The organism is Bradyrhizobium sp. HKCCYLS3077, assembly GCF_051167555.1.
Classification (GTDB): domain Bacteria; phylum Pseudomonadota; class Alphaproteobacteria; order Rhizobiales; family Xanthobacteraceae; genus Bradyrhizobium.
In genome coordinates this window covers 501,711-525,796 of the sequence record NZ_JBNPTH010000004.1, presented here as the reverse complement: position 1 = coordinate 525,796, position 24,086 = coordinate 501,711, and the positions used below count along the sequence as shown (strand labels likewise).

General features: G+C 66.1%; 27 protein-coding genes and 2 tRNA genes. 16 read left to right on the top strand and 13 right to left on the bottom strand.

Annotation, left to right across the window (positions count from 1 at the left end; translation table 11 throughout):
* Positions 1–4: 4 nt before the first annotated feature.
* A complete protein-coding gene (locus tag ACQR0Z_RS18610) occupies positions 5–1,639 on the bottom strand; it encodes a M23 family peptidase (protein WP_434919600.1) in 1,635 nt (544 codons plus the stop codon).
* A 40-nt stretch (positions 1,640–1,679) separates the two neighbouring features.
* Positions 1,680–2,246 (bottom strand): elongation factor P, encoded by a 567-nt coding sequence (gene efp, locus ACQR0Z_RS18605; RefSeq protein ID WP_434875950.1) that lies wholly within the window; start codon positions 2,244–2,246, stop codon positions 1,680–1,682.
* A 138-nt stretch (positions 2,247–2,384) separates the two neighbouring features.
* On the opposite strand from efp, the gene epmA reads away from it, so the two are divergent.
* From epmA to ACQR0Z_RS18590, 3 genes are read left to right on the top strand one after another with little or no spacing between them, the layout of a single operon-like run.
* Positions 2,385–3,437, top strand: a complete 1,053-nt coding sequence (epmA, locus tag ACQR0Z_RS18600; RefSeq protein ID WP_434919806.1) for an EF-P lysine aminoacylase EpmA — start codon at positions 2,385–2,387, stop codon at positions 3,435–3,437.
* Positions 3,434–4,528 carry a lysine-2,3-aminomutase-like protein gene (locus ACQR0Z_RS18595; RefSeq protein ID WP_434919599.1) on the top strand — a complete coding sequence of 365 codons (1,095 nt, stop codon included), beginning with the start codon at positions 3,434–3,436 and terminating at the stop codon, positions 4,526–4,528. The genes epmA and ACQR0Z_RS18595 overlap by 4 nt, the downstream gene beginning before the upstream one ends.
* A 35-nt stretch (positions 4,529–4,563) precedes the next feature.
* On the top strand, positions 4,564–4,800 hold the full coding sequence (locus ACQR0Z_RS18590) for a hypothetical protein (RefSeq protein WP_434860850.1): 237 nt from the start codon (positions 4,564–4,566) through the stop codon (positions 4,798–4,800).
* Between the two features lie 42 nt (positions 4,801–4,842).
* Here ACQR0Z_RS18590 and ACQR0Z_RS18585 read toward each other — a convergent pair whose 3' ends face one another.
* The 3 genes from ACQR0Z_RS18585 to ACQR0Z_RS18575 all read right to left on the bottom strand — a co-directional run bounded on the left by ACQR0Z_RS18585 (position 4,843) and on the right by ACQR0Z_RS18575 (position 7,899).
* A complete protein-coding gene (locus ACQR0Z_RS18585) occupies positions 4,843–5,928 on the bottom strand; it encodes a 3-deoxy-7-phosphoheptulonate synthase (protein ID WP_434919598.1) in 1,086 nt (361 codons plus the stop codon).
* A 230-nt stretch (positions 5,929–6,158) separates the two neighbouring features.
* A complete protein-coding gene (locus ACQR0Z_RS18580) occupies positions 6,159–6,746 on the bottom strand; it encodes an HdeD family acid-resistance protein (RefSeq protein ID WP_434860848.1) in 588 nt (195 codons plus the stop codon).
* Positions 6,747–6,870: 124 nt separating this feature from the next.
* Positions 6,871–7,899, bottom strand: coding sequence for a PrsW family intramembrane metalloprotease (locus ACQR0Z_RS18575; RefSeq protein WP_434875952.1), 1,029 nt, complete (start codon positions 7,897–7,899; stop codon positions 6,871–6,873).
* 776 nt (positions 7,900–8,675) lie between these two features.
* On the opposite strand from ACQR0Z_RS18575, the gene ACQR0Z_RS18570 reads away from it, so the two are divergent.
* The 4 genes from ACQR0Z_RS18570 (at position 8,676) to ACQR0Z_RS18555 (ending at position 12,325) form a co-directional block, all read left to right on the top strand.
* Complete coding sequence (locus tag ACQR0Z_RS18570; RefSeq protein ID WP_434875953.1) at positions 8,676–9,824, top strand: PLP-dependent cysteine synthase family protein; 1,149 nt, start codon at positions 8,676–8,678, stop codon at positions 9,822–9,824.
* Between the two features lie 178 nt (positions 9,825–10,002).
* On the top strand, positions 10,003–11,232 hold the full coding sequence (gene hemA, locus ACQR0Z_RS18565) for a 5-aminolevulinate synthase (protein ID WP_434860845.1): 1,230 nt from the start codon (positions 10,003–10,005) through the stop codon (positions 11,230–11,232).
* 156 nt (positions 11,233–11,388) lie between these two features.
* The gene (locus ACQR0Z_RS18560) at positions 11,389–11,967 is read left to right on the top strand and encodes a hemerythrin domain-containing protein (protein WP_434860844.1); all 579 of its coding nucleotides are present in this window, start codon (positions 11,389–11,391) and stop codon (positions 11,965–11,967) included.
* A 115-nt stretch (positions 11,968–12,082) separates the two neighbouring features.
* Entirely contained in the window at positions 12,083–12,325 is a 243-nt protein-coding gene (locus ACQR0Z_RS18555) for a hypothetical protein (RefSeq protein ID WP_434919597.1), read from the top strand.
* A 331-nt stretch (positions 12,326–12,656) separates the two neighbouring features.
* Here ACQR0Z_RS18555 and ACQR0Z_RS18550 read toward each other — a convergent pair whose 3' ends face one another.
* Complete coding sequence (locus ACQR0Z_RS18550) at positions 12,657–13,409, bottom strand: hypothetical protein (RefSeq protein WP_434919596.1); 753 nt, start codon at positions 13,407–13,409, stop codon at positions 12,657–12,659.
* 200 nt (positions 13,410–13,609) lie between these two features.
* On the opposite strand from ACQR0Z_RS18550, the gene ACQR0Z_RS18545 reads away from it, so the two are divergent.
* The 4 genes from ACQR0Z_RS18545 to ACQR0Z_RS18530 all read left to right on the top strand — a co-directional run bounded on the left by ACQR0Z_RS18545 (position 13,610) and on the right by ACQR0Z_RS18530 (position 14,964).
* Entirely contained in the window at positions 13,610–13,942 is a 333-nt protein-coding gene (locus tag ACQR0Z_RS18545) for a Rieske 2Fe-2S domain-containing protein (RefSeq protein ID WP_434860841.1), read from the top strand.
* Positions 13,943–14,158: 216 nt separating this feature from the next.
* Positions 14,159–14,233 (top strand) — tRNA-Glu (locus ACQR0Z_RS18540).
* A gap of 149 nt (positions 14,234–14,382) precedes the next feature.
* Positions 14,383–14,640 carry a PilZ domain-containing protein gene (locus ACQR0Z_RS18535; RefSeq protein ID WP_434860840.1) on the top strand — a complete coding sequence of 86 codons (258 nt, stop codon included), beginning with the start codon at positions 14,383–14,385 and terminating at the stop codon, positions 14,638–14,640.
* Positions 14,641–14,685: 45 nt separating this feature from the next.
* The gene (locus ACQR0Z_RS18530) at positions 14,686–14,964 is read left to right on the top strand and encodes a porin (protein WP_434919595.1); all 279 of its coding nucleotides are present in this window, start codon (positions 14,686–14,688) and stop codon (positions 14,962–14,964) included.
* Positions 14,965–14,968: 4 nt separating this feature from the next.
* Here the strand turns inward: ACQR0Z_RS18530 and ACQR0Z_RS18525 are convergent, their stop codons facing one another.
* Both ACQR0Z_RS18525 and ACQR0Z_RS18520 read right to left on the bottom strand, forming a co-directional pair.
* Complete coding sequence (locus ACQR0Z_RS18525; RefSeq protein WP_434860838.1) at positions 14,969–15,619, bottom strand: glutathione S-transferase family protein; 651 nt, start codon at positions 15,617–15,619, stop codon at positions 14,969–14,971.
* A 272-nt stretch (positions 15,620–15,891) separates the two neighbouring features.
* Positions 15,892–16,344 carry a VOC family protein gene (locus tag ACQR0Z_RS18520; protein ID WP_434919594.1) on the bottom strand — a complete coding sequence of 151 codons (453 nt, stop codon included), beginning with the start codon at positions 16,342–16,344 and terminating at the stop codon, positions 15,892–15,894.
* Positions 16,345–16,949: 605 nt separating this feature from the next.
* On the opposite strand from ACQR0Z_RS18520, the gene ACQR0Z_RS18515 reads away from it, so the two are divergent.
* Entirely contained in the window at positions 16,950–17,252 is a 303-nt protein-coding gene (locus ACQR0Z_RS18515; protein WP_006614754.1) for an HU family DNA-binding protein, read from the top strand.
* A 464-nt stretch (positions 17,253–17,716) separates the two neighbouring features.
* Here ACQR0Z_RS18515 and ACQR0Z_RS18510 read toward each other — a convergent pair whose 3' ends face one another.
* Positions 17,717–17,863 carry a hypothetical protein gene (locus ACQR0Z_RS18510; protein WP_434919593.1) on the bottom strand — a complete coding sequence of 49 codons (147 nt, stop codon included), beginning with the start codon at positions 17,861–17,863 and terminating at the stop codon, positions 17,717–17,719.
* 126 nt (positions 17,864–17,989) lie between these two features.
* Here ACQR0Z_RS18510 and ACQR0Z_RS18505 point away from each other — a divergent pair, with 126 nt between their 5' ends.
* The gene (locus ACQR0Z_RS18505; RefSeq protein WP_434919592.1) at positions 17,990–18,274 is read left to right on the top strand and encodes a hypothetical protein; all 285 of its coding nucleotides are present in this window, start codon (positions 17,990–17,992) and stop codon (positions 18,272–18,274) included.
* Between the two features lie 77 nt (positions 18,275–18,351).
* On the opposite strand, the gene ACQR0Z_RS18500 is transcribed toward ACQR0Z_RS18505, so the two are convergent.
* A complete protein-coding gene (locus tag ACQR0Z_RS18500) occupies positions 18,352–18,516 on the bottom strand; it encodes a hypothetical protein (protein WP_434860834.1) in 165 nt (54 codons plus the stop codon).
* A gap of 332 nt (positions 18,517–18,848) precedes the next feature.
* On the opposite strand from ACQR0Z_RS18500, the gene ACQR0Z_RS18495 reads away from it, so the two are divergent.
* The 3 genes from ACQR0Z_RS18495 (at position 18,849) to ACQR0Z_RS18485 (ending at position 20,726) form a co-directional block, all read left to right on the top strand.
* A complete protein-coding gene (locus ACQR0Z_RS18495) occupies positions 18,849–19,610 on the top strand; it encodes an SIR2 family NAD-dependent protein deacylase (RefSeq protein ID WP_434919591.1) in 762 nt (253 codons plus the stop codon).
* Positions 19,611–19,809: 199 nt separating this feature from the next.
* Complete coding sequence (locus ACQR0Z_RS18490; RefSeq protein ID WP_434876031.1) at positions 19,810–20,508, top strand: cold-shock protein; 699 nt, start codon at positions 19,810–19,812, stop codon at positions 20,506–20,508.
* Positions 20,509–20,649: 141 nt separating this feature from the next.
* Positions 20,650–20,726: transfer RNA gene (locus ACQR0Z_RS18485), tRNA-Pro, on the top strand.
* Positions 20,727–21,045: 319 nt separating this feature from the next.
* Here the strand turns inward: ACQR0Z_RS18485 and ACQR0Z_RS18480 are convergent.
* From ACQR0Z_RS18480 to ACQR0Z_RS18470, 3 genes are read right to left on the bottom strand one after another with little or no spacing between them, the layout of a single operon-like run.
* Positions 21,046–21,738, bottom strand: a complete 693-nt coding sequence (locus ACQR0Z_RS18480) for an ABC transporter ATP-binding protein (RefSeq protein ID WP_434860832.1) — start codon at positions 21,736–21,738, stop codon at positions 21,046–21,048.
* Positions 21,735–22,970 (bottom strand): ABC transporter permease, encoded by a 1,236-nt coding sequence (locus tag ACQR0Z_RS18475; protein WP_434919590.1) that lies wholly within the window; start codon positions 22,968–22,970, stop codon positions 21,735–21,737. Before ACQR0Z_RS18475 ends, ACQR0Z_RS18480 begins: the two co-directional genes overlap by 4 nt.
* A complete protein-coding gene (locus tag ACQR0Z_RS18470; RefSeq protein WP_434919589.1) occupies positions 22,967–24,082 on the bottom strand; it encodes an efflux RND transporter periplasmic adaptor subunit in 1,116 nt (371 codons plus the stop codon). The genes ACQR0Z_RS18475 and ACQR0Z_RS18470 overlap by 4 nt, the downstream gene beginning before the upstream one ends.
* Positions 24,083–24,086 lie beyond the last annotated feature (4 nt).

Sequence of the window (24,086 nt, the reverse complement as noted above, 5' to 3'; positions counted from 1 at the left end):
GGCTTCAGTGTGGATTGTGTCCCGCGGCAGCATCGGCCTGCGGCCCCGACGGCGGCAGGCTGCCAGTGGTGGCCGGCGGCGCGAGACGCGAGGCGATGGCTGGCGCTGACGGCGCCGGCTGAGGTCCAACCTCCCGGCCGCGCCCGCCGATCAGCCGTTCATAGGCCGCGATGAGGGTGACGTAGGGATTGACCCAGATCCAGCCGTCGCGCGTGAACAGCTGGACGTCGAAATGCAGATGCCGCGTGGTGCCGTTGGGCCGGTCGAGATAGTTCGACACCACCCCCATCGGCTCGCCCTCGCGAAGGCTGCGGCCGTTCAGCAGGCCGTCCTTGTCCAGCGCCGCGGGGTTCATGTGCATGTAGCGGAAGCGGATGTGCTCGGTGCCGCTGTTCACCTGTAACGTCACCGCCTGCTGCTTCAACGACCGGATCACGACGCTGTCGCGCACGGCCAGCACGCGCTGCTGCCACGGATCGCAATTCGCAACACCGTCGCGTCGTGTGGGGCAGGTGCCCGGCCGGAGATCCTGGCCCTGGTGACCGAAGCCGCTGGCGCATTGGCCGACATTGAAGTCGCGCGCCTCGCAGAAGCTGTCGCGCCAGGGATACCGGCTCCACGGCTGATCGAACTTGTCGTTGGCACGCTGCCGGCCGAACGACTGCGAGTGGACGAAGGCCGGCGCGTCGAGCGGGAACAAGATCTGCGAATAGGCCGTGAGATCGGCGCGTCCGCCTTGGCCGCGCGCGCCTGATCGCGCGACGATGTCTCCGGGCGGACGGTAGGTGAAGTCGGCATCATCGAGCGGCGGACGCCCGGCGGCGAGCGGCGTGATGGCTGGTGCCCGGCGCGAGGGTTGCCCGCCTGTCACGCGCAGCGCCCGCAGGAAGCGCTCGGCCACGGGATAGGCCTCGCGGCAGGCCAGCCGGCGCGGCCGCGGCGCGCTGTCGAGGCATTGGATCGAGACGACATAGGGGACGCCGAAGCGCGTGAAGGCGTAGCGGACATAGCCCTCGCGGATGAAGCGGCGCAGATCGGGATATTGGGCCCGGAGCGCCTTCACGCTCTCGCCTTTGCCGCCGGCCGGATCGGCGATGTCGTAGGTCAGGGCGGAGCCGGTGATCTGCACCTCGATCGGCCTGGCGAAGATGCGCGACGGCAGACCGGCGGTGACCTCGACCGGCAGCGAGAACACGGCATCGTAGCCGGAGGGGCCGGCGTCGAACAGGTCGGTGTGGAAATCGGACTGGTAGAAGGACAGCGCGTGCGGATCGAACGCGGCCCTGGCCCGGGCGCCGAGATAGGCGGAGGTGTCGAACGGCAGCAAAACGGGGACCGGACTGCGTCCGATCCCCGTGAAGATGGTCGAGGTCAGGCCGTTGAGCTGGACCAAAGCGGGACGCCGGCGCGGATCATTCGCAGTGAGATCATGCCTGCGTGCCGCGAGGGCGACATTCGCTGCGATCTCCGGCGCCTCGCCAAGCTCGGCGCGGAGCTGTTCGAGCGCCGCGCGCCAGTCGGCGCGATGCAGCGTGACGGCCGGGGTGGCGAACGTGTCGGCCGCGCGCCCGGCAGGCGCTGCAGCCAGCGTGATGACCGCCGCCAGGATGGCGACGATGTTGGTGACCCTTGCCCCCAATCCCCGCGCCCCCCGGCGTCAGATCATCCCAAACGCCAGGTCAGTCCTTGGCGCGCTCGCAGTATGAGCCGTCCTCGGTCATGACGACAATCCGGGTGCCGACGGTGATGTGCGCGGGCACGCCGGTGCGGACACCGTTGGACAGCACGGCCGGCTTGTAGGACGACGACGCGGTCTGGCCCTTGGTGACCGGCTCGGTCTCGACGACTTCGAGCGTCACACGCTGCGGCAGGGCGATCGCCACCGGCACCACGTCGTGCATCGACAACTTGACGGTCATATTCTCCTGGAGATAGGCCGCCTGGGTGCCGACCACGTCCTTCGGCACCTGGACCTGGTCATAGGTCTCCGGGTTCATGAAGTGGAAGCCGTCGGCGTCTTCGTACAAATAGGTGAAGTTGCGCTCTTCGATCGTCGCCTTCTCGACCTGGTCGGTGGTCTTGAAGCGCTCGGAGATCTTCACGCCGTCGCTGATTCGGCGCATTTCGATCTGGCTGACCGGGGTACCCTTGCCAGGATGGATGTTCTCGGCGGTCACGACGACGTAGAGCTTGCCGTCTTGCTCAATGACGTTACCCTTGCGAATAGAGCTGGCGATGACTTTCAAAGCTGTTTTTCCTGAGTCTGGGGCCCGGCAACGGGCGGAGCCGGGCTGCGCGTGGGCGCCGGATGCGGTTTCGGGGCGCAACATACTGATTTTGTCCGAGCTTGCCAGCCTTTTGGCCAGTCTTTTGGCGATCGCCTGATGTCGTCAGAGCCATCCCCGTCACCCTGGTGGTCGCCTCAGCGGCACGCCGATGTCAGGCCGTTCCTGCAGGCGCGAGCTGCCGTGACGCGCGCCTTGCGGGCCTGGTTCGAGGAGCAGGGGTTTACCGAGGTCGAAACCGGCATTCTGCAGGTCTCCCCGGGCAACGAGACCCATCTGCACGCCCCGGCGACCGAGTTGATGGCGTCGGATGGAACCCGACATCGACGGTATCTCAGAACCTCTCCTGAATTCGCCTGCAAGAAGCTGCTGGCTGCCGGGGAGCGACGGATCTTCGAATTCGCCCGCGTCTTCCGCGACCGCGAGCGCGGCGACCTGCATCTGCCGGAATTTACCATGCTGGAGTGGTATCGGGCCGAGGCGCCGTACGACGCCATCATGGCCGATACGGTGGTCGTGATCGCCCATGCTGCCCAGGCCACCGGCATCAGGCAATTTGCCTTCCGTGGCCGGAGCGCCGATCCATTCGCCGAGCCGGAGCTGCTGACTGTGGCGAATGCGTTCGAACGGCATGCCGGCATCGACCTGCTGGCGACAATCCGGGACGGCGTCGGCGACCGCGACGCGCTCTGCGTGGCGGCGCAGGGCAAGATCCGCATCAGCGACGACGACACCTGGTCGGACCTGTTCAGCAAGGTCCTGGTCGAGCATGTCGAGCCGCAGCTCGGCAATGGACGGGTGACCGTGCTGTATGAATATCCGACGCCGGAGGCGGCGCTGGCGCGGGTGGCGGCGGATGCCCGTGTCGCCGAACGGTTCGAGGTCTATGCCTGTGGCGTCGAGCTTGCCAACGGCTTTGGCGAACTCACCGATGCCGCCGAGCAGCGCCGGCGGTTCGAGGCAGAGATGAACGAGAAGCAGCGGCGTTACGGCGAGCGCTATCCGCTCGACGAGGATTTTCTCGCCGCCGTCGCCGCCATGCCGCAGGCGAGTGGCGTCGCGCTCGGCTTCGACCGGCTGGTGATGCTGGCGGCGGGCGCGGCCAGGATCGACCAGGTGGTGTGGACGCCGCCGGCAGGTGAGCAGCGATGAACAGGATCGAACGGCCCACGACATTGCGCAGCGCCGACGACCTCGTCGCGCAGGGGCTCGTCGATGCCGCCGACAAGCCGGCGCTCGACCGCGTCGCCGAGCGCTATGCGGTGGCGGTGACGACGCATCTCGCCGATCTCATCGACAGCGACGATCCCAATGATCCGATCGCGCGGCAATTCGTGCCCTCCGCGGACGAGCTGAGCGTCGCGCCTGGCGAGCGCGATGATCCGATCGGCGACGATGCGCATGCGCCGGTGCCGGGCATCGTCCACCGCTATCCCGATCGCGTGCTGCTCAAGCTCGTTCATGTCTGCGCGGTCTATTGCCGCTTCTGCTTCCGCCGCGAGATGGTCGGGCCGGGCAAGGACAATGCGCTGTCGGAGCCCGCCTATCGCGGCGCGCTCGACTACATCCGCGCGCACGGTGAAATCTGGGAGGTGATCCTCACCGGCGGCGATCCCCTGATGCTGTCGCCGCGGCGGCTGAGGGAGATCATGACCGATCTCGCGGCCATCGATCATGTGAAGATCATCCGCATCCACACGCGGCTGCCGGTCGCCGATCCCGCGCGCATCACCTCGGCCTTGGTCGATGCGCTGACCGTGCAGGGGGCGGCGACCTGGGTCGCGCTGCACGCCAATCATCCGCGCGAGCTGGCCCCGGACGTTCGGCTGGCCTGCGCGCGGCTGGTTGACGCAGGAATTCCGCTGGTCAGCCAGTCCGTGCTGCTGCGCGGCGTCAATGACGATGCGGCGACGCTGGAGGCGCTGATGCGGGCGTTCGTCGAGACCCGTATCAAGCCGTATTATCTGCACCATGGCGATCTCGCGCCGGGCACCGCGCATCTGCGCACCACGCTGGCCGAGGGCCAGGCGCTGATCCGCGCGCTGCGCGGCCGCGTCTCCGGCCTGTGCCAGCCGGACTACGTGCTCGACATCCCCGGCGGCCACGGCAAGGCGCCGGTGGGGCCGCAATACCTCACTGCCGAGGATTCTGTTGAGCTGCATCATGCCGCAGCTGCGCAAACACGCTATCGTGTGATTGACTATTGCGGCGAGGCGCATCTCTATCCGCCCGCTGAGGAATGAGTGTCCGGCCGATTCCGCTGACACGGAGGAGCAACATGAAGAAACTTGCGATCGCGATGGGGCTCCTGATCCTGGTCGCCGATGGCGCGGCGCTGGCGCAGAGCACCGGCGCGGGCAGCGATCCGTCGACGCAGATGCAGAGGAAGCGCCGCCAGCCGCGGCCGAGCGACCTGCCGAAGACCGAGCAGGTCGAAGAGAATTCCATGGGCAATGTGAGCAAGGAAGACCGCGAGCTCGACCGCAAGATCAAGAGCATCTGCCGCGGCTGCTGAGCCCATCGGCGACGCGCCAGAGGCGCGCCGCCGCGTTGAGACTTACGCCGAGCGCTCGCGCAGCGAGTCGCGACGCTTCTCGCGACGCGCGGTGACGGCATCGGCGAGCTGCTCCAAAACCTCCACCGTCGTGTCCCAGCCGATGCAGCCGTCGGTGATGCTCTGGCCGTAGGTCAGCGGCACGCCGGGCTTCACGTCCTGGCGCCCGGCGACGAGATGGCTCTCGATCATCACGCCCATGATGCGCTGCTCGCCATTGGCGAGCTGGCCTGCGATGTCGGCGGCGACCAGCGGCTGGTTCTCCGGCTTCTTGCTCGAATTGGCATGGCTGGTGTCGATCATCAGCCGCGCCGGCAGACCGGCCTTGACCAGCTCGGCGGAGGCCTGCTCGACATGGGCTGCGTCGTAGTTCGGGCCGGCGCCGCCGCGCAGGATGATGTGGCAGTCCTCGTTGCCGGTCGTTGCCGCAATGCCGGAGCGGCCGCCCTTGGTAACCGCCATGAAATGATGCGGATGCGCGGCCGACTTCACCGCGTCGGCGGCGATGCGGATGTTGCCGTCGGTGCCGTTCTTGAAGCCGACCGGGCACGACAGGCCCGAGGCCAGCTCGCGATGGATCTGGCTTTCGGTGGTGCGCGCGCCGATCGCCGCCCAGGCGACGAGGTCGGCGATGTATTGCGGCGTCGTCATGTCGAGGAATTCGCATCCCGCGGGCAGGCCGAGATTGTTGACGGCCGACAGCACGTTGCGAGCCAGCCGCAGGCCCTTGTTGATGTCGAAGGAGTTGTCGAGGTCGGGATCGTTGATCAGGCCCTTCCAGCCGACGGTGGTGCGCGGCTTCTCGAAATACACCCGCATCACGATCTCCAGCCGGTCGCTCAGGCGCTCGCGCAGGGCGGCGAGGCGGCTCGCGTAGTCCAGCGCGGCCTTGGGATCATGGATGGAGCAAGGGCCGACGATCACCAGCAGGCGGTCGTCCGTGCCGGTCAGAATGGCATGGATGGCATTGCGGGCAGCCATCACCACGCGGGTGGCGGTGAGGGTGCGGGGAATCTCGCCCATCACCTCCACGGGCAGGCTCAATTCCTTGATTTCCTTGATACGAAGATCGTCTGTGGTGCTCAGCACGGCGGGCTCCTTCAGTCTTTCGATGGGCACCTGCCGGCAATTAAAAAGCCGCCAGGTCTGGCGGCTTGTTCGGATATCTTGCTGCAATGTGTCAGATTGAGCGCGATCCTCCCGCCGCCAGCGAGCTGTCGTAGGTAAAGTACCAATAATAGCTGGTGGCAGCGTTGATCATGATCGTCCTATAGCGGCCGCACGGCCGCTTGTCATCCCAAAAAATGGAAGCGCCGGACTCAGCTGTTGCGGGCGGCCAGCGCCATGCCGATCATCGACAGGCCGCCGAACAACAGGTTGATGCCGACAAGGAGGCCGATCGCCCAGGTCGCGGTGCCCGGCAGGCCGGAAATGATGATCCCGGCGATGGCGATGTCGACGACGCCGGAGATCGCGAGCCACGACCATCGCCCGGACAATTCGCGCCGGTGCTCCAGCGCATACATGATCGTCGCCACGCCCTCGGCCAGGAAATAGACGCCGATCACGATCGTCAGGGTCACGGTGCCCTGGACCGGCTGGGCCACCAGGATCAGGCCCGCGACGATCGCGAGGGCGGCCGACAGCAGCGACCACCAGAAGCCCGGCATGCCGCGCGCCCAGAAGGTGATCGCAAGGCCGGCGATGCCCGAGATCAGAAACATCCAGCCGAGGAAGATCGTCACCGCGAGGCTTGCGATCGGCGTGAGGATCATGGCCAGGAGCCCGAGCACGGCCAGCAGGATGCCTTCGATCAGGAACGCCTTCCAATGCGCGCGCACGGCCGCGCTCATCTGCGACCTCATGCGCTCGAGGTCGGGGGGAATCATATCCTGGGGAAGGGTCATGCTCGTCACTCCGGCAAGCTCAGCGCAGGTAACGCCGCCTGCCCACCCCACATGGGATGGAACGGCGGTGGGAACAAGCGCGTGAGGCGCGTTTCGTTGCCAATTCGAACGCGGACAGCGCGGTCTACGCCGTCGTCCGCATCCGATTGCGGCCGAAGATATAGATCGTGGTCGTGACAACCAGGAGGGCGACCCCGAGCAGGATGGCCGTCAGCCCCAGCGGAACCAGGACGCCGGCAACGTTGCGGTCGGGGTTGAGCAGCCAATGCCGCACCGAGGTCAGCACGAAGCCGAGGCCGACGAAGCCGGCGGCGCCGCCCAGCAGCAGCATCGCCCACATCCGGCGCAACTGGCTGAGCTTGGCCTTGGCGACCTCGGTCCGCGGCGTGTGATGGTGGGCCACCCGGCGCACCAGCCGCACCGCGAGCCCGATCGAGGAGAAGCCGATCAGCACGCTGACCGCGCCGAGCATCAGCCGGGACGTCGGATCGAGGCTGGAGGCGCGCTGCAGCAGCAGCAGCGGATAGTCGAACGCCGCATGCAGCATCACCGGAGCGGCCAGCACCAGCGCCCAGCTCGACATCCGCGCCCAGTCGCGATTGTGGCGGTTGGCGCCGAGCGCGGTCGAGGTGCGGGCGATCGCGAGATAGGCGCCGGCGATGATGCCGAGCGCGCCATGGAATGGCACGGTGAGCACGCTGCGCAGGATCGCGAGGGACCGCCACATCTCGGCGTGCTGGACCAGATAAGCGAGGTTCTCATAGGCGGCAAAGCCGAGACCGACGGCTGCGCCATAGAACACGGTGTCCATGGCATTGCCCACCTGCCGCCGGCGGGACCACAGCGCCGCGATGACCGCCACCTTGGCGATCTCTTCCGGCAGGGCCACGCTGAACAAGGCGCGGATCGCCTGCGCGATCCAGGGGTTCTCGATCGACAGCCCGACGTGCTGAAACGGAATCCTGATGATGCCGAGCAGCAGCACGCTGGCGGCGCCGAGCAGGAAGGCCGTCCAGATCTTCAGCGGCGGACCGGAATTGTCGCCTGCGGCAACGACGAGCCACAGGATCAGCAGCGCCGGCGCAATCGCCGCCGTGCCGACCACGGTCGCGAGCGCTTCGAGCAGGTTCATTTGCGACGGCAGGTAGGCCATGGTCTCCCTTCATCCAGAGCCGCTTGCGGAACCGGCTGTTCAGCTCCCGCTCTGGACATCAGCGCCATGAGCGGCCCGTGGCGGCGGGGCAAGACCACCATGTCGGCAGAAACGGCCGATCATCAAGACATCAATGGTGTTATGTAGCGCCCCGCGCGCTGTCGGTTCGCACCCCCTGGCCTTAACGCGACCGGGAGCCCCTGGATGCAGGGCTTTCACTGTCTCGCGCCGGGGTGTCGCGCCGCGGTTCCACAGGCATCCCCGCATCGGTTCGGGATGTCGGCGCCGCCTGCGCCGTGGTCGGCGTTTCCACGCAGCTCAGCCGCGGAACCGGATCCGCGACACGCCGGCATTCCAGGCCTTCCGCGAACGCGGCCTGGCTGACGAAGCACGCAACAAGGACAATCGAAACGCGTTTCATGGTGCCTCTCGGAGCAGGCTCGGACGGCCTGCCAAGCAGGAATCGACGTCGATGGTGTCGAACGATGATGCCCAGCCATCCATCGTCGCGAAAGTGTGCATTTCTTTGACCAATGTCGCCGTCATTCCAATTTTCTCCGCCAATCTGCGTGCAATATTGGCGCAATTCGCGAATTGCGAGAATTTCGTGCGGGAGACGGGCACTGCCGCTGCGGCGGCTCCGCCGAACGGTCCCGCTCGGCCGCGAGCGAGATGCGCGCGACGCTGTCGACTTTGGCTCAGTTGCCCCCAGCTTGCTCTCCGACCCGGGCCGGTGCGGGCTTGATGCGGCGCGGCGATCATGATCGGTTGCCGCGATGATGTCGCCGCCTTGGTCGCTTTCCGACAATTCCTGTGCTCCCCGCTATCGCCGCGGCTGGGTCGACGACGCCGTCGCTGCCATCGAGGCCGACCAGTGCCGGACCGCCGACACGCATCTGATCCGGCTGATCGTGCCCGCGCTCGCCGGCATCGATATCTACCTGAAGGACGAGTCGACGCATCCGACCGGCAGTCTCAAGCACCGGCTCGCGCGCTCGCTGTTTCTCTATGCCCTCTGCAATGGCCATATCCGCGAGGGCACGCCGGTGGTCGAGGCCTCCTCGGGCTCGACGGCGGTGTCGGAGGCCTATTTCGCGCAGATGATCGGCGTGCCGTTCTACGCGGTCATGCCGCGCACGACCTCGGCGGAGAAGATCGCGGCGATCACCCATTACGGCGGCAATTGCCATTTGATCGATGACGGCCGCTTCCTCTACGCCGAGGCGGCGGCGCTCGCGGCGCGGCTCGGCGGCCATTACATGGATCAGTTCACCTTCGCCGAGCGCGCTACCGACTGGCGCGGCAACAACAACATCGCCGAGTCGATCTTCAACCAGCTCCAGGGCGAGCGTTGCCCGCTGCCGGAGTGGATCGTGATGGGGGCGGGGACCGGCGGCACCTCGGCGACCATGGGCCGCTATCTGCGCTACCGCCGCTTTCCGACGCGGCTCTGCGTCGCCGATGTCGAGCACTCCGCGTTCTTCGATGCGTTCTGCAAGGGCGACTGCGCTCAGACCTGCGACCGGCCGTCGCTGATCGAGGGCGTGGGACGTCCGCGCTGCGAGCCGTCGTTCGTGCCGGGCGTGGTCGACCGGATGATGAAGGTGCCGGACGCGGCCTCGATCGCGGCGATGAACGTGCTGACGCGGCGCTTGCGCCGGCCGGTCGGCGGCTCGACGGGCACCAACTTCCTGGCGCTTTGCAGGCTTGCCGCGGAGATGCGGCAGCAGGGACAGACCGGATCTCTGGTCACGCTGATCTGCGACTCCGGCGAGCGCTATCGCCAGACCTATTACGAGCCGCAATGGCTGGCGGCCCGCGGCCTCGATCCTGCGCCCTACGAGGCGGCGCTGTCGGCCTTCCTCGACACCGGCGCGCCGCTGCCGATCGAGATTGCGGACGCCGTGAACCCGCAGCAGGCCTGACAAAGTCTCCATCCGGCCGTAGGGCGCCGGGCGGAAACGCCACCGCCATCGCCGGGATTCCTGATCTGGATCAACGAACGCGCCTGAGAACTGCGCTTTCGTCCGACCAACGCAAGCTTCGAGGCGCGCCCTGAACGCCGCATGCGGGAAGCAGGGCAGGGGAAGGACGGATCAGGTGATGAACTACGACAGCTATTTCGACCGCGCCCTCGACCAGCTGCATCAGGAACGCCGCTACCGCGTCTTCGCCGATCTCGAACGCCTCGCCGGCCGCTTCCCGCGGGCGATCTGGCATTCGCCTGACGGCCCGAAGGACGTCGTCATCTGGTGCTCCAACGACTATCTCGGCATGGGTCAGCACCCCAAGGTGATCGGCGCCATGGTCGACGTCGCCGCGCGGATGGGCACGGGCGCCGGCGGCACCCGCAACATCGCCGGCACCAACCATCCTTTGATCGAGCTCGAGCGCGAGCTCGCCGATCTCCACGGCAAGGAGGCGGCGCTGGTATTCACCTCCGGCTACGTCTCCAACGAGACCGGCATCTCGACGATCGCAAAACTGCTGCCGAACTGCCTGTTGCTGTCGGATGCGCTGAACCACAATTCGATGATCGAGGGCGTGCGCAAGTCGGGCGCCGAGCGGCAGATCTGGCGGCACAATGACCTCGCCCATCTGGAAGAGCTCTTGCGCGCCGCCGATCCGGACCGGCCCAAGCTGATCGTCTGCGAGAGCCTGTATTCCATGGACGGTGATGTCGCCCCGCTGCATCGGATCTGCGATCTCGCCGAGCGCTATGGCGCGCTGACCTATGTCGACGAGGTCCATGCTGTCGGCATGTACGGCCCGCGCGGCGGCGGCATCGCCGAGCGCGACGACGCCATGGCCCGGATCGACATTCTCGAGGGCACGCTGGCCAAGGCGTTCGGCTGCCTCGGCGGCTACATCGCTGCCAATGCCAATCTGATCGACGCCGTCCGCTCCTATGCGCCGGGCTTCATCTTCACCACGGCGCTGCCGCCGCCGGTCTGCGCCGCCGCGACCGCGGCGATCCGCCACCTAAAGACCTCGCATTGGGAGCGCGACCGCCACCAGGACCGCGCCGCCCGGCTCAAGGCGGTGTTGAACGCCGCCGGCCTGCCGGTGATGCCGTCGGACACCCACATCGTGCCGGTCCATGTCGGCGATCCCGAGAAGTGCAAGACCGCCTCCGACCTGCTGCTGGCCGAGCACGGTATCTACATCCAGCCGATCAACTACCCGACCGTGCCGCGCGGCCTGGAGCGGCTGCGCATCACGCCGTCGCCGTATCATGATGACGGCCTGATCGATGCCTTGGCCGAGGCGCTGGTCGATGTCTGGGACCGGCTCGGCCTGGCGCGCGCCCCGCAGGCGCTGGCGGCGGAGTAGGCCGCCGGCTGTCCCCTCGATCGTTCTCCCCGCCTGTCAGGTGACCCTGTCAGTTTGATCTGCCGCAATGCCGCCCGCGCCCGCGCGGGCGTAGTCTTTTGCGATCAGGGGAGCATGCCGGCTCGGCACAACCCAGCCCGGCGCAAAGAGGCAGCCATGGCAAAGATCATCGAAGCGCTGCTGCAGGAGCACCAGAACCTCGAGAAGCTTCTTTCGGTGCTCGAGCATGAACTGGAGCTGTTCGATCACAATCGGCGGCCCGACTATGACATCCTCCAGAGCATCATCGCCTATTTCGAGGACTATCCGCAGCGCTGTCATCATCCCAAGGAGGAGATGATCTTCGGCAAGCTGCGTACGCGCGACCCCGCCGCAGCGGCGACCTATGGCGACGTCGACGACGAGCACGAGACCGAGGCGCAGCGGCTGCGCGGCTTCGCCGACGCGGTCAACGCCGTGCTGTCGGACCAGGAGATCCTGCGCGAGAGCTTCCACGCCGCCGTGCTGCAGTTCATCGACAGCCAGCGCGAGCACCTGCGCAAGGAGGAGACGCTGCTGTTTCCGGCTGCCCTGCGCGCGCTGCAGGCCGAGGACTGGGCCGATATCGACGCCCGCATGTCGGACCGCAAGGATCCGCTGTTCGACGGCGACGTTGCCGAGAAATTCCACAACCTCGAGCGCACCATCCTGCGTTGGGAGCAGGAGGCCGAGCAGGCGCGCGCCGCCGCCGGCTGAAGGACGCTTTGTCTCACGGGCGCTTTGTCTCACTGACGCGTCGTCTCGATTGCGTCCGGCGGTCAGAGGGCTATAGTTTCCCTTCGGGGGTAGGTACTCACTCGCGGAGTTCACCATGACCGCTTCGAATACGGGGCTCGATCCTGTGAGGTCGCTGACCAAGGGCGGCCCTGAGATCGCTTCCCGTGACATCGCTGCCAGCGACATCGCCGCCCGCCGGGTGCAGATGCCGATGTCGCAGCAGAACGCCTTCGGCAGCCACGGCTACGACATGTACCAGCAGGAATTGGTGCGCCTGTCCGGTTGCCAGGAGCGCTCGGCCCGGCGTGAAAAGAAGCGCGCCCTGCTGCTGAGCTGATCGCGCTCGACGTCATCCGCCACCCCGCCGAGAACAGCTGCGGCGCAGGATTGCGCCGACCGGCCTTGTCTATCGTCGTGGGAGCGCCGTGAAGTTTTGACGCCTTCGTCGCAACCTCCTTAACTCGTCGTTAACCAGACCGCGCGACCCTGTTCGCATACTCCCCCAGGAGTGCGCGACGGAACCGGACGGCCGGAGCCGGCAGTCGCGACAAGAAGCCGGCGGCGTAACGCCCGCCGGCTTTTTTGCGCGCGAAGGCTGGCTTGCGCTCGACGGCCCTGGCGGTTCGGCCCGACAGTGTCTTTGGAGCGTGACAACACCTGGCGTCGCCTCAGTTGCGCCGCGCCAGCGAGCGCAGGAAGCCCTGGTACTCCTCGTTGAGCTCCATATCGACCGCGGGCGCGAGCCGCAGCAGGACGTTGGCGATGAACGCCTGGTCGTTGCGCGGCTCTTCCAGCACCTCGCGCAGGACCGGGACGTTGTCCTCGATGTGATGCAGGAAGGCGACGCCTTTCTCGGCCGTTTCGGTCCAGCGGGCCCGGGTCCATTTCGCCAGCGGATACATGATCTCGTGGACGAAGTTGGATTTGCGCGCCTTCTCGAAGAAGCGCAGGCCTGCGCTCCAATACTCCTTCGCGCGCAGCGGCGGCGGCGGCAGATCTCCCGCGAGCATCTTCTTGCCGGCCTGTCCGACGAAATCATCGAGCGTGGTCGGCGCATCGATGGTGGTGCGGAAGTGCCAGAGAGCGAATGAGCCAGGAAAATCCTGGCCCATCTGATCGCGCAGCGCGGTCTCGACCTTGTCGACGGCCGCCTTGTCGCCCTTCAGCGAAGCCGTCATCGCGAAGGCGAACAGCGCATCATTGCCGACCTCGTGCACGCCGCCGTTCTTCAGTTGCGCGGCCGACAGAGCGGGGGTCTTGCCGTCCGCGGGCACCGTGGCCTCGCCCGCGCGCTGCGCCTTGATGAAGGCCGTGATCTCGAGCCAGCCCATCAGGTTCGCGATGAAGGCGTCGGGATCGACATGCACGATCGCGAGATTCAGCGGCTCCTTGCGTTTCCTCAGCTCCGTCATGTCGGTCATTTGAGCACTCCGCCGCACTTGCCAACGCGCGAGCGCTCTGTCGGCTTTGCGACAGCACCGTCCCGCTCACGTGATCTTCCGCAATGGGGCAGCAAGAAGGGTGCCAGGGGTTTTCAGACGTCTCGCGGTGCGCGCCTCGCACGGAACGAGTTTTGCTATGTGGTCCAGAGGCTGATTTCGCGACGAGGAGGAGGGCGACCATGTTCACGCGCGTCTGCAAGGCCGACACGATCGACGAGGGCGGCATGCGTCTCGTCATCGCCGATGCCCAGCTGATCATGCTCGCCTGGCCGGACAATGGTGAGCTCAAGGCCTATCAGGGCATCTGTCCGCACACGGCGGCGCCGCTGGAGGACGCGGGCTTCGACGGCAAGCTGCTCAGCTGCCCGGTCCACAACTGGACCTGGGATGCGCTGACCGGCATGCCGGTGCATCCGCTGGAAAGCGCCTTGGCCGAATACCCGGTCAAGGTCGAGGACGGGGTGGTCTACATCGACACGGACGGGATAACGCCGCTCTTTGCCCCCCGCTGAGCCCGGCGGATCGGATCGATGAAGACCGTCACGGGCGGCTTGCCCGTCCGAGAAAACGCCTCTATACGTTCGCCGCGCGCGGCACGGAATCACCCTGGTGGTTCAGCCGATCCCGCAAATCATCGTCTCAAGCCGCTGATTTGTTACGGATTTTTGCCAAGAACGTGCAAGCGACGGTGATACCGCAGGCTCAGGCCCGGCGTCATTGGACGTCTTGCTCCCTTCGTCTATCGGTTAGGACGCCACCCTTTCACGGTGGAGAGAGCGGTTCGATTCCGCTAGGGAGCGCCATCCGCGCCAGTTTTCTCCCCAGAATGCCCATTCGGACCTGCTCCTGCCGCCGGGCGTTTTCGCGCGTCAACCGCCGCTCCACGATCCGGTCAACGCTCCATTAGGGTCCTTCCCGTACTGCAACGGGCAATCAGGAGACGATGATTGCCATGGCCGCGACCAAGAAGCGGGAAGCCCGTAAATCGATGAAGCAGCCGGCGTGGATCACGCTGGATGGCGGGTTCGCCGTGCGCCATTGTCTGGTCCAGGACATCTCCAGCGCCGGGGCCAAGCTGACCCTGCAGGACGCGGCCGCGCTGCCGGCGACGATCCGTCTGGCCTTTGCGCGCGATGCACGGACGGGACGGCTGTGCCAGGTGGTCTGGCGCCGCGGTGCGTCGGTTGGCGTGAAGTTTATCGGCAAGTAGCGCAACGCTGTCGCGTCGCGGCGAGCGTCGCGCTATCAAGCGGCCATGACGAGATCTTTCATCCTCGCGGCCGCATGGCTCTCGCTCGCAACGGCCGCCTGCGCGGGGTCGCCAGGATCATCGCTGCTGGCTCCGACAACACCTGCAAGCAACACGGCGCCTCCAGCCAAGAGCGCGGCGGCAGCCGGCAAGCCGGCGCCGCGTTTCGGCGCCAATCCCTGTGCGTCCTACGGCGCCAATTTCGTCCGCGTCGAGGGGACCACGACCTGCGTCAAGCTCGGCGGAGCCTTGCGGGTCGAGACGGGCACATCCGTCGGCCGCTGAGATTTCACGACAGCGGCGGCGCGATGTAGCGGATGAAGGCCGGCCGCTGCGCGATCAGCCCGTACCAGCGCGCCAGGTTCGGCAAGTCCGGTTTGACGACGCCTTCGACCCCGAACCAGCGCCGCGCGTAAGCGCCGAGCGCGATATCCGCCAGCGTGAAGCTCTCGGCCTCGATGCAGGTGCGTGTCGCCAGATGGGCATCGAGCATGCGCCACATCACCGCGGCCTCGTCGGCGGCCTTTTGCAGCGCCGCCATGTCGCGCTGCTCGGGAGGCGTTCGCACCAGGCCCCAGAACAGCGGACGCTCGGTCGGCTGCACCGTCGACAGCGTCCAGTCGAGCCAGCGCTCGATGCCGGCGCGATGCCGCGGCGCGCGCGGGTAGAGCGGGGTGTCTCCGCCATAGGCGAGGCAGAGATAGCGCATGATCGCGTTGCTCTCCCACAGCACGAAATCACCGTCCACCAATGTCGGAATGCGGCCGTTCGGGTTCATCGCGAGATAGTCGGCTTCGGTGTTGCGGCCGAACTGCATGCCGGCGTCGATCCGCCGATAGGGAAGGTCGAGCTCCGCGAGACACCACAGCACCTTCTGCACGTTCACCGAATTGGTGCGGCCCCAGATTGTCAATTGCTTGTCGTGCTTGTCGGCGGACACCTGCGTCTCCTGTCTCGCGATCCCTGCGCGGATCTTAACGCATGTTACGCAAAAAGCCCCGCGCGACGGCGGGGCTTTTCGGTTGAGCGATATCGCTCGCGGTGATCAGCGGCCGAAGAACAGCCACAGCAGAATGATCACCGGGATCGGCACGCCCAACAGCCACAGCAGAATTCCACGACCCATCTCGGCCTCCTCGTATCGTCTGCGTCAATCGGAGCGACAACGCGAGGGGGGCCTCGATGTTCCGGGCGATGAGTTCGTCGGAGGACCTACCAGTGGCCGGTGTTCGGCATCGACAGCCAGGGCTCGGCCGGCGGCTTCGGTTCGCCCTTCTGCAGCAGCTCGATCGAGTGCAGGTCGGGCGAACGGATGAAGGCCATGTTGCCGTCGCGCGGCGGACGGTTGATGGTGATGCCGAGCTTCATCAGCCGGTCGCAGGTCGCGTAGATGTCGTCGACCTCGTAGGCGAGGTGGCCGAAGAAGCGGTCCTCGCCATAGCTCACCTCGTCCCAATTGTAGGTGAGCTCGACCAGCGGCGCGCCGCGCGTCGCGGGCAGGCTCTTCAGCAGGTGTTCATCCTCCGGCGCGCAGAGAAACACCAGGGTGAAGCGGCCCTTCTCGTTGTCGATCCGCCGCACCTCCTTGAGGCCGAGTGCGTCGGAATAGAATTTGAGCGCGGCGTCGAGATTACGCACGCGCAGCATGGTGTGGAGATAACGCATCGTTCTTGTCTCCCTGAACTCGAGGCGGATGTTCGACGGCCGCCATTCGACGCCGATCCATAGCAGCATTCGGCTCTCGCGCGCATCCCGGCCCGTGCTGCGACCGCGCGATCTCGCGCGGAATTGTGGTTCGCACGGGGAGCGTGTCCTGTCGTTCTCGACAGCGCGCCGCAGGCCTTCCGGGGGCGCGCGAATCGCTATTTTGGCAGTGATTCGCGACCTGCGTGAACGGACGCGATGCGGTCTTGCGCGGGATTTTCAGCGCTTTTCGGCTGTGATGTGCGGCCAAAATCACGCAGCCATGTCGAAAATGCCTAGAAATATAGGGGAAAATGAATCGCATGCTCCATTCGATCGGCATCGCAGCTTGACTTCTCCGCGCTCCGTTGGAATTTTGGCGCCACTGTAGGTGCTTCGGGGCCCCTTGAAATGCAGGAGAATCCCGAAAAATCGCGGGGTGTCACACCACCAGACGACTGAAGTCCCGGCTGTGCAATGCAGCCAGAAAGCCCCGACCAGTCTGCGCAGCAATGCGCTGATAGCCGCGCAGTCGTCACGTCATTCATCCGTACCAATCACATCGGTACCAATCACAAGGAGATACGATGGCTACCCAACTGTCCAAGTCGCAGCTCATCGAGAAGATCGCGACGACCACCGAGCTGTCCAAGCGTGACGTCAAGAACGTCATGGAGACGCTGACCGATGTCGGCCACAAGGAGCTGAAGAAGAACGGCGTGTTCCTGGTGCCGGGCTTCGCCAAGTTCGTCGTCGTCAAGAAGCCGGCCGTGAAGGCGCGCAAGGGCACCAACCCCTTCACCGGCGAAGAGATGATGTTCAAGGCCAAGCCGGCTCGCAAGATCGTGCGCGCCCGCCCGGTCAAGGCGGCCAAGGACGCCGTCGCCTGATCAGACCATCACGGTCGATCGATCAAAGGCCCCCTGGAAAGGGGGCCTTTTTGTTGGGGCTGTCTTGTTTGGATCTGTCGTGTTGCGGGAGATGACGGCCCGTCGCGGCTGCGGTGGGTGACGTTGCCATCTGAACGCTGCCGTTTGAACGACAGCAGCGCCAGCACGACGGAATATGCTCGTCGCGTGGCGCCACCCTCGAAGACTGGGCCCTGAAATCCCCAGTACTCATCTGTCTCGATGGACCGGCCGAAGGTTCAAGGGTTTTTACGGGGGAGAATGAAGGGCCGCAGGCGCATCCGTTCGAGGGCATCACGAACCGCGCGAGCGATCCACAGGGCTTGAGGAAAAATCCCGCAATATGGCGCAGCAAGCCGTTGATTCCGCAGCCTCGCGGACTGCATCCGGGACTGTGGATATGCTGCGGATGGGCTGTGGACGATATTGTGTGAGATCTCGTGCGTTCAACGGCAACCGCCGAGCCGAGGAGGCTCGCCGGCACGGAGACCCGGCGCTCCTTGCGCGTCGTCTGACCCATGGTGCAGCGAGGCGATCGCAACGAAGCCGCCATAGCCGAGAATGTTGAAGAAGAGTTCCAGCCAGGAAGCCATCACGCGTCACCTCAGCAGACTCAACGTATGGCGGCCGCCGTGGTTCCGTCGAACGCGGCGCCGGCTCAGCCTGCAACCAATTCCTCCTCGTCTGCGTTGTTTGGACGCATGGAATTGGAGGACAACATGAGAAGAACATTGGCTGTACTGGCTGCCGCAGGCGCAGTCGCCGCCACCACGCTGGCTGCACCCGCGCCGGCGCAGGCGCGCGGTATCGGGCCAGGCCTCGCATTCGGCCTCGCGGCCGGCGCGCTGACGGCTGGCGCCATCGCCTCGTCGCATCCTTACTACTACAGTCCGGGATACGGCTATTACGACTATGGCCCGCGCTACGTCTACGGCCCCGGTCCCTACGCCTATTATGGCGGGCCGTATTATCGTCGCCACCACCACTGGCGCCATCACTGGTAAGCGCAAGCGCCAGCGGTAAGACCAAGAGCCCGGAAGGCATTGCCTCCGGGCTCTGCTGTGCGTGCACGGAGGATGCGCTACTCGGCAGCTTCGCCGCGTTGCGCCTTCTTCCAGGTCTGGCTCGCATAGGCTTCGCGCTCGCGTGCGAACTTCTCTTGTGTCGACTTGAACCGCGCAACGCGCGCGGCGATGTCGGCGCGCTCCTGGGAGCGCCGGTCGTCCTGTTTCTCGTTGTGTCTCACGGCTTCTCTCTGTTCCGGGTGCCATCCGGCGAGCCTCGCCCTGAGACGCGTGACAAACTTCCTGGCGAATCGCTGCCACGATGTGGGTGCCTGATTGAGGCGTGATTGCGGTGAAGGCCCCGCGGCTCGCGCGATGGGTTGGGGAGAGTGGCGCCGTCCGGCCCGCTTTGCCTCTCCCGGTAGAACGCTGGCTGCCGACTCGCATCGCGTGTTGGCGGGCAACAAAACTCAAGTGGGGGAGGCGCATCGGACGCATGCCAAGACCCTGCGGCGCCTGCCGTGCTATGACACGGCCACGATGATGCGAGGTCGGATGGTTCGAGACGGGCGCAATGATGGCATCTGATCTGCACGATGGCGTGAATCGCCTGGGGGACCTGATCGCCGCGGCGCGGGTGATCGTGCCGTTCACCGGCGCGGGCATCTCGACCGAATGCGGTATTCCGGACTTTCGTTCTCCGGGCGGCCTATGGACCCGCAACCGGCCGATCGATTTCAGCGAGTTCGTCGCCAGCCAGGATGCGCGGGACGAAGCCTGGCGCCGGCGCTTTGCCATGCAGGACACCTTCGCCGCTGCGCGACCCGGCCGCGGTCACCTGGCGCTGGCGTCGCTCTACCGGGCGGGAAAAATTCCCGCCGTGATCACGCAGAACATCGACAACCTGCATCAGGACTCCGGCTTCGCCGCCGACCATGTCGTCGAGTTGCACGGCAACACCACTTATGCGCGCTGCATCGGATGTGGGCAGCGCTACGAGCTCGGCTGGGTTCGCGAGCGCTTCGATGCCGATGGTGCGGCGCCGGATTGTCCGGCCTGCGCTCAGCCGGTGAAGACAGCGACGGTGTCGTTCGGTCAGTCCATGCCCGAAGCCGAGATGCAGCGGGCCAGCGAACTCGCGCAGCACTGCGATCTGTTCATCGCGATCGGGTCGTCGCTGGTTGTATGGCCCGCAGCGGGCTTTCCATTGATGGCAAAACAGGCGGGTGCACGCCTCGTGATCATCAACCGGGAACCGACCGATCAGGACGACGTTGCCGACCTCGTCATTCGCCAAGACATCGGTGAAGTACTCGGGCCCTTTGTCCGTAATTGAACGGAAATTGATGCATTTTTGTCGGCAAGTCTGTTCATATGCCTCACTGTAACCGATTTTTATCTATGCGCGGCACGAGGGAATGTTATCTTCGATTCGAGAGATTCGCGTGACTCGTCGAGGGTATAGGTGATGAGCGCGCGCATAAGACGCCGTTGCAGGGGTGGCGGCTCACAATTCATCTGTGAGGTCCGGGGTTATGGGGTCGGACGGATTTGAGTCCAAGAAGCTTGGAGTACCGGTTGTTGGTGTATCGACACCAAGCCGGCTCGGGGCAGACTATCAAGGCGGCGTCGCGCGAGACTCGGCGCTTCGAGACGCAGGGCTTCGAGACTCGGGGCTTCGAGATTCGGCGATCGACGCGCTGACCGGTCTCGGCGAGAACCTCGTCGAGATCAGCGGCGTCATCAAATGGTTCGACGCCTCGAAGGGATACGGCTTCATCGTTCCCGACAATGGTTGGCCGGACGTGCTGCTGCACGTCACGGTGCTCAGGCGCGACGGCTATCAGACTGCCTATGAGGGCGCTCGCCTGGTGGTGGAATGTGTCCAGCGCGCCAAGGGCTACCAGGCCTTCCGCATCGTCTCGATGGACGAGTCGACGGCGATCCATCCGGCGCAGATGCTGCCGCCGCGCACGCATGTCACGGTGACGCCGACCAGCGGGCTGGAGCGGGCCCAGGTCAAGTGGTTCAACCGCCTGCGTGGTTTTGGCTTCGTCACCTGCGGCGAGGGCACGCCGGATATCTTCGTGCACATGGAGACGCTGCGCCGCTTCGGCATGACCGAGCTGCGTCCGGGGCAGTGGGTGCTGGTCCGCTATGGGCCGGGCTCCAAGGGCATGATGGCCGCGGAGATCCATCCGGAAACGGGCTCCCCGGCACTGTCGTCGCACTGACCGGCGCGAAATAGACCCATTCGGCGGCCTCGGAGGATCCCTCTGGGGCCGTTTTCGTAGGGCCTGCCTTCAGGTCGGAGCGTTCCGGCGGTCTTGCTGCGGACGCCGCGACCGTGTAGTGACGTGGCCTTCCCAGGAGATCGGGGTATAGCGCAGCCTGGTAGCGCGGCAGTTTTGGGTACTGCAGGTCGTTGGTTCGAATCCAGCTGCCCCGACCATTTCCACGGCGGCGACCGCCGTATCCGCGCTCGGACGCGCGCAAGACTTGCGACACTCGAACAACCGGCACCCGGACACATGACGCGCGATGGCTTCGGCGCGGCGCCGACCTGCGTGGGCTCGGCCATGCCCGTGGTCCGCCACATAAAAATTCGGATGCTCCCGCAGCGGCAAGACCCGGGAGCATCCGAAGTGTGCGGCTGAATCCGGGGAAGGAACATCCGCTGGCCGTCACATCATCCGAATCCGGATCGCCGGTCTTTGCGCTAAATCAAATCGCGGGCAGGGGCGCGCCGCCGCTGCGGACACGGCTGCGGATCACCGCGCCAACTCGTCTTGCGCCAGCCGTCCGTCAATGATGTGGACGCGCCTTTGCATCTGCGCGGCCAGATGCAGGTCGTGCGTGACCGCGACCACGGTCTTGCCTCTGACCGTCACGAGGTCGCGCAGAATGCCGAACACTTGCGCGGTCGAGGCGGTGTCGAGACTGCCGGTCGGTTCGTCGGCGAGGATCACCGGCGGATCGTTGGCAAGCGCGCGCGCCACCGCCACGCGCTGGCGCTGACCGCCCGACAATTTGTCCGGCGTCTTGCGCAGATGATCGGCGAGACCGAGCGACGCCAGCAGCTCCTCGGCCCGCGTCGTGATGGCGCGCGGCGACAGCCGCCCGAGCGCGCGCATCGGCAGCGCGACGTTCTCGGTGATCGAGAACTCCGGCAACAGGAAATGAAACTGGAAGACGAAGCCGAGACGCGACAGCCGGACCTCGGCGCGCTCGTCCTCGCTCATGGCCGTCGTCGAGCGGCCGTCGATCAGCACGTCGCCACGGCTCGGCAGGTCGAGCAGCCCAAGCAGATAGAGCAGGGAGGATTTGCCCGAGCCCGACGGGCCGGTGATGGCGATGAACTCGCGCGCGTGGATCGCGAGATCGATGTCGGCGACCAGCGTGACCGGGACCTCGCCGGGCAGCACCTTCGTGACATCGCGCGCCTCGATCAGCGGCGCGCTCATGTCGCGCCCCGGATGATGTCGACCGGATGCAGCCGCGCCGCCGCACGCGCCGGGAAGTAGCCCGCGACGGCGCTCGAGACCAGCGCGACCGCGCCCGCGAGCAGATAGTGCTTGAACGAATACAGCACCGGCAGATGGTTGTAGTCGGAAAACGGCGTCTTGAACTCGAGCGAGGCAAGTCCGCGCGTCAGCAGATAGCCGAGAACCCAGCCGAGCGCGGCGCCGGTCACGCCGATGAACAAGGCCTCGATGATGAAGATGCCGCGCACCGTGCGATCGCGGAAGCCGAGCGACTTGAGGATGGCGATGTCGCGCGTCTTCTCATGGGTGATCGTCGAGATGATGTTGTAGGTGCCGAAGCTCGCGACCAGCAGGATGGCGCCGACGATGGTGTACATCAGCACGTTGCGCAGCGTGATCGCCGCCAGCAGGTCCTCCTGGGCCTCCTGCCAGGAGATCGCCTTGTAGCCGGTCTGGTCGCCGATCCGTTCGCTGATTAGACGCGCCTGCATCGGATCGTTGGTGCGGACGCGGATCTCGTTGATCACGCCGGTCTGGCGTTCCAGGATCTGCGCGGTCCGCAACAGCACGTAGCCCGTGGTCTCGTCGGTGACGCGAAAGCCGGAATGGAAGGTGCCGACGACCGTGGCGTTCATGCTCGTGCCCTGGGCCGAGGCGAGCGTGATGTTGGAATTCACGCGGGCGCCGATCTTGGCGGCGAGACGGTCTCCGAGCAGGATGGCATGCGAGGAGCGATATAGCGAATTCAGGGTGCCCTGCCGCATATGGCTTGGCAGCGTCGACACGTCGCCCTCGGTGCGCGGGTCGATGCCGATGATCGAGGCGGTCAGGTTGCGTCCGGCGAAGCGCAGCACCGCCTTGGACTGAACCGAGGGCGTCAGTGCGCCCGGCACCCAGTTCCGCAGCGACGCCATGGTCGCCATTGGGTTCTTGATGCCGGGGCGGCGGATGTTGGGCGTCAGCCCATGGAATTCCGCGGCAGCATAGACTTGGTCCGCAGGCTGTCGGCTCGGCTGGCGCAGTTCGTCGGTGATGGAGATGTGGGGCAGCGCGTCGACCAGAGTCCGGATGAAGTCGTCCTGCGAGCCCTCCATCATCGCGGCCATCATGACCGAGAAGGCCACGCCGGTCATGACGCCGGCGATCGCGACCAGCGTCTGGCGGGCGCGATGGCGGACGTGAGTCCAGGCAATGGTCAGAACGAGAGTCACGGTCCGGAGGTCTCAGGCTCGATCGCGCGAACCCGTTCGCCATCCCTGATATCGGCGGTCGCAGGCGAGGCGACGAGTTCGCCTTCTTGCGCGCCGTCGAGCACCTCGACCGCGGCGGAGCCTCGGATGCCGAGGCGGACCTTGCGCCGATGCACGCGCCCGCCCTCGATCACGAGCAGGGTGTTGTTGACGACGGCATTGGCCGGCGCCAGCACCGCATCGGCCTTTTCGCGGCTGACGATGTTGGCCTCGACGCTCATGCCGACGCGCAGCGGCGTGTCGTCCGGAAGGCCGATGCGCACGCGAAAGGTCTTCGCGATCGGGTCACCGGCCGGCGTGATCTGCTTCACCGTGCCCGGCAGCGCCTGGTTGCCGAACGCGTCCGTCCGAAGCAGCGCCGTCTGTCCGACCTTGACGCGGGGAATGTCCTCCTCGTTGACGTCGGCGACCACCCAGAGCGGCCTTTCCAGCCCGACGCGGTAGAGGATGGTGCCGGGGTCGACCATGTCGCCGACCTCGCCGTCTTCCTTGAGCACGACGCCGTCCATCGGCGCGACCAGCTTGTAGTAGTCGAGCCGCTGGGTCTGGGCCGCGATCTGGGCGCGGACGCGGGCCAGGTCGCTTTCGGAGCGCTGATAGGCCTGCGAGGTGGCGGCGCCGCGGGCCAGCAACTGCGTCTGCCGCTCGAATTCGTGGCGCTGGAAATCTTCCTGCGCCCGCAGATCGTTCAGCGTCGCCTGGGCTTCCTTGTCGTCGAGCCGCGCCAGCAGGTCGCCGGCCTTGACCGGCTTGCCCTCGCAGCGGCAGCGCTCGACGATGCGGCCGCGGACCAGCGGCGTGGTGCGCGACCACGTCTCCGGCTCGACCGCTCCGGTCGCATAGACGATCTCGGCTGCCGTGCCGCGGGCGATCCTGGCGGTCATGACGGCGGGGCCACGCAGCCACCACGCCGTGATGCCTGCGCCGGCGCCGAGAAGGACGACCAGCAAGAGCAGGGTCGACCAGGAAAAACGACGCCGGCCGCGATCGGCGGCCGGCGTCGCAGGATTGCGATCAGCAGGAGTGCGATCAGGCGTCGTGGGCTTCAAATCGTCCGGTGTGAGCATGTCCATGATC

Excerpts from the sequence above, each read along its gene's own strand:
- ACQR0Z_RS18570 (WP_434875953.1), top strand. The coding sequence starts at position 8,676 with ATGATGTCGCCGCCTTGGTCGCTTTCCGACAATTCCTGTGCTCCCCGC.
- ACQR0Z_RS18510 (WP_434919593.1), bottom strand. The coding sequence starts at position 17,863 with ATGGCTTCCTGGCTGGAACTCTTCTTCAACATTCTCGGCTATGGCGGC.
- ACQR0Z_RS18495 (WP_434919591.1), top strand. The coding sequence starts at position 18,849 with ATGATGGCATCTGATCTGCACGATGGCGTGAATCGCCTGGGGGACCTG.
- ACQR0Z_RS18480 (WP_434860832.1), bottom strand. The coding sequence starts at position 21,738 with ATGAGCGCGCCGCTGATCGAGGCGCGCGATGTCACGAAGGTGCTGCCC.
- ACQR0Z_RS18545 (WP_434860841.1), top strand. The coding sequence starts at position 13,610 with ATGTTCACGCGCGTCTGCAAGGCCGACACGATCGACGAGGGCGGCATG.
- ACQR0Z_RS18505 (WP_434919592.1), top strand. The coding sequence starts at position 17,990 with ATGAGAAGAACATTGGCTGTACTGGCTGCCGCAGGCGCAGTCGCCGCC.
- ACQR0Z_RS18560 (WP_434860844.1), top strand. The coding sequence starts at position 11,389 with ATGGCAAAGATCATCGAAGCGCTGCTGCAGGAGCACCAGAACCTCGAG.
- ACQR0Z_RS18520 (WP_434919594.1), bottom strand. The coding sequence starts at position 16,344 with ATGCGTTATCTCCACACCATGCTGCGCGTGCGTAATCTCGACGCCGCG.
- epmA (WP_434919806.1), top strand. The coding sequence starts at position 2,385 with ATGTCGTCAGAGCCATCCCCGTCACCCTGGTGGTCGCCTCAGCGGCAC.
- ACQR0Z_RS18515 (WP_006614754.1), top strand. The coding sequence starts at position 16,950 with ATGGCTACCCAACTGTCCAAGTCGCAGCTCATCGAGAAGATCGCGACG.
- ACQR0Z_RS18530 (WP_434919595.1), top strand. The coding sequence starts at position 14,686 with ATGACGAGATCTTTCATCCTCGCGGCCGCATGGCTCTCGCTCGCAACG.
- ACQR0Z_RS18590 (WP_434860850.1), top strand. The coding sequence starts at position 4,564 with ATGAAGAAACTTGCGATCGCGATGGGGCTCCTGATCCTGGTCGCCGAT.
- ACQR0Z_RS18470 (WP_434919589.1), bottom strand. The coding sequence starts at position 24,082 with ATGGACATGCTCACACCGGACGATTTGAAGCCCACGACGCCTGATCGC.
- ACQR0Z_RS18580 (WP_434860848.1), bottom strand. The coding sequence starts at position 6,746 with ATGACCCTTCCCCAGGATATGATTCCCCCCGACCTCGAGCGCATGAGG.
- ACQR0Z_RS18595 (WP_434919599.1), top strand. The coding sequence starts at position 3,434 with ATGAACAGGATCGAACGGCCCACGACATTGCGCAGCGCCGACGACCTC.
- ACQR0Z_RS18555 (WP_434919597.1), top strand. The coding sequence starts at position 12,083 with ATGACCGCTTCGAATACGGGGCTCGATCCTGTGAGGTCGCTGACCAAG.
- ACQR0Z_RS18550 (WP_434919596.1), bottom strand. The coding sequence starts at position 13,409 with ATGACCGACATGACGGAGCTGAGGAAACGCAAGGAGCCGCTGAATCTC.
- ACQR0Z_RS18535 (WP_434860840.1), top strand. The coding sequence starts at position 14,383 with ATGGCCGCGACCAAGAAGCGGGAAGCCCGTAAATCGATGAAGCAGCCG.
- ACQR0Z_RS18490 (WP_434876031.1), top strand. The coding sequence starts at position 19,810 with ATGGGGTCGGACGGATTTGAGTCCAAGAAGCTTGGAGTACCGGTTGTT.
- ACQR0Z_RS18575 (WP_434875952.1), bottom strand. The coding sequence starts at position 7,899 with ATGGCCTACCTGCCGTCGCAAATGAACCTGCTCGAAGCGCTCGCGACC.
- hemA (WP_434860845.1), top strand. The coding sequence starts at position 10,003 with ATGAACTACGACAGCTATTTCGACCGCGCCCTCGACCAGCTGCATCAG.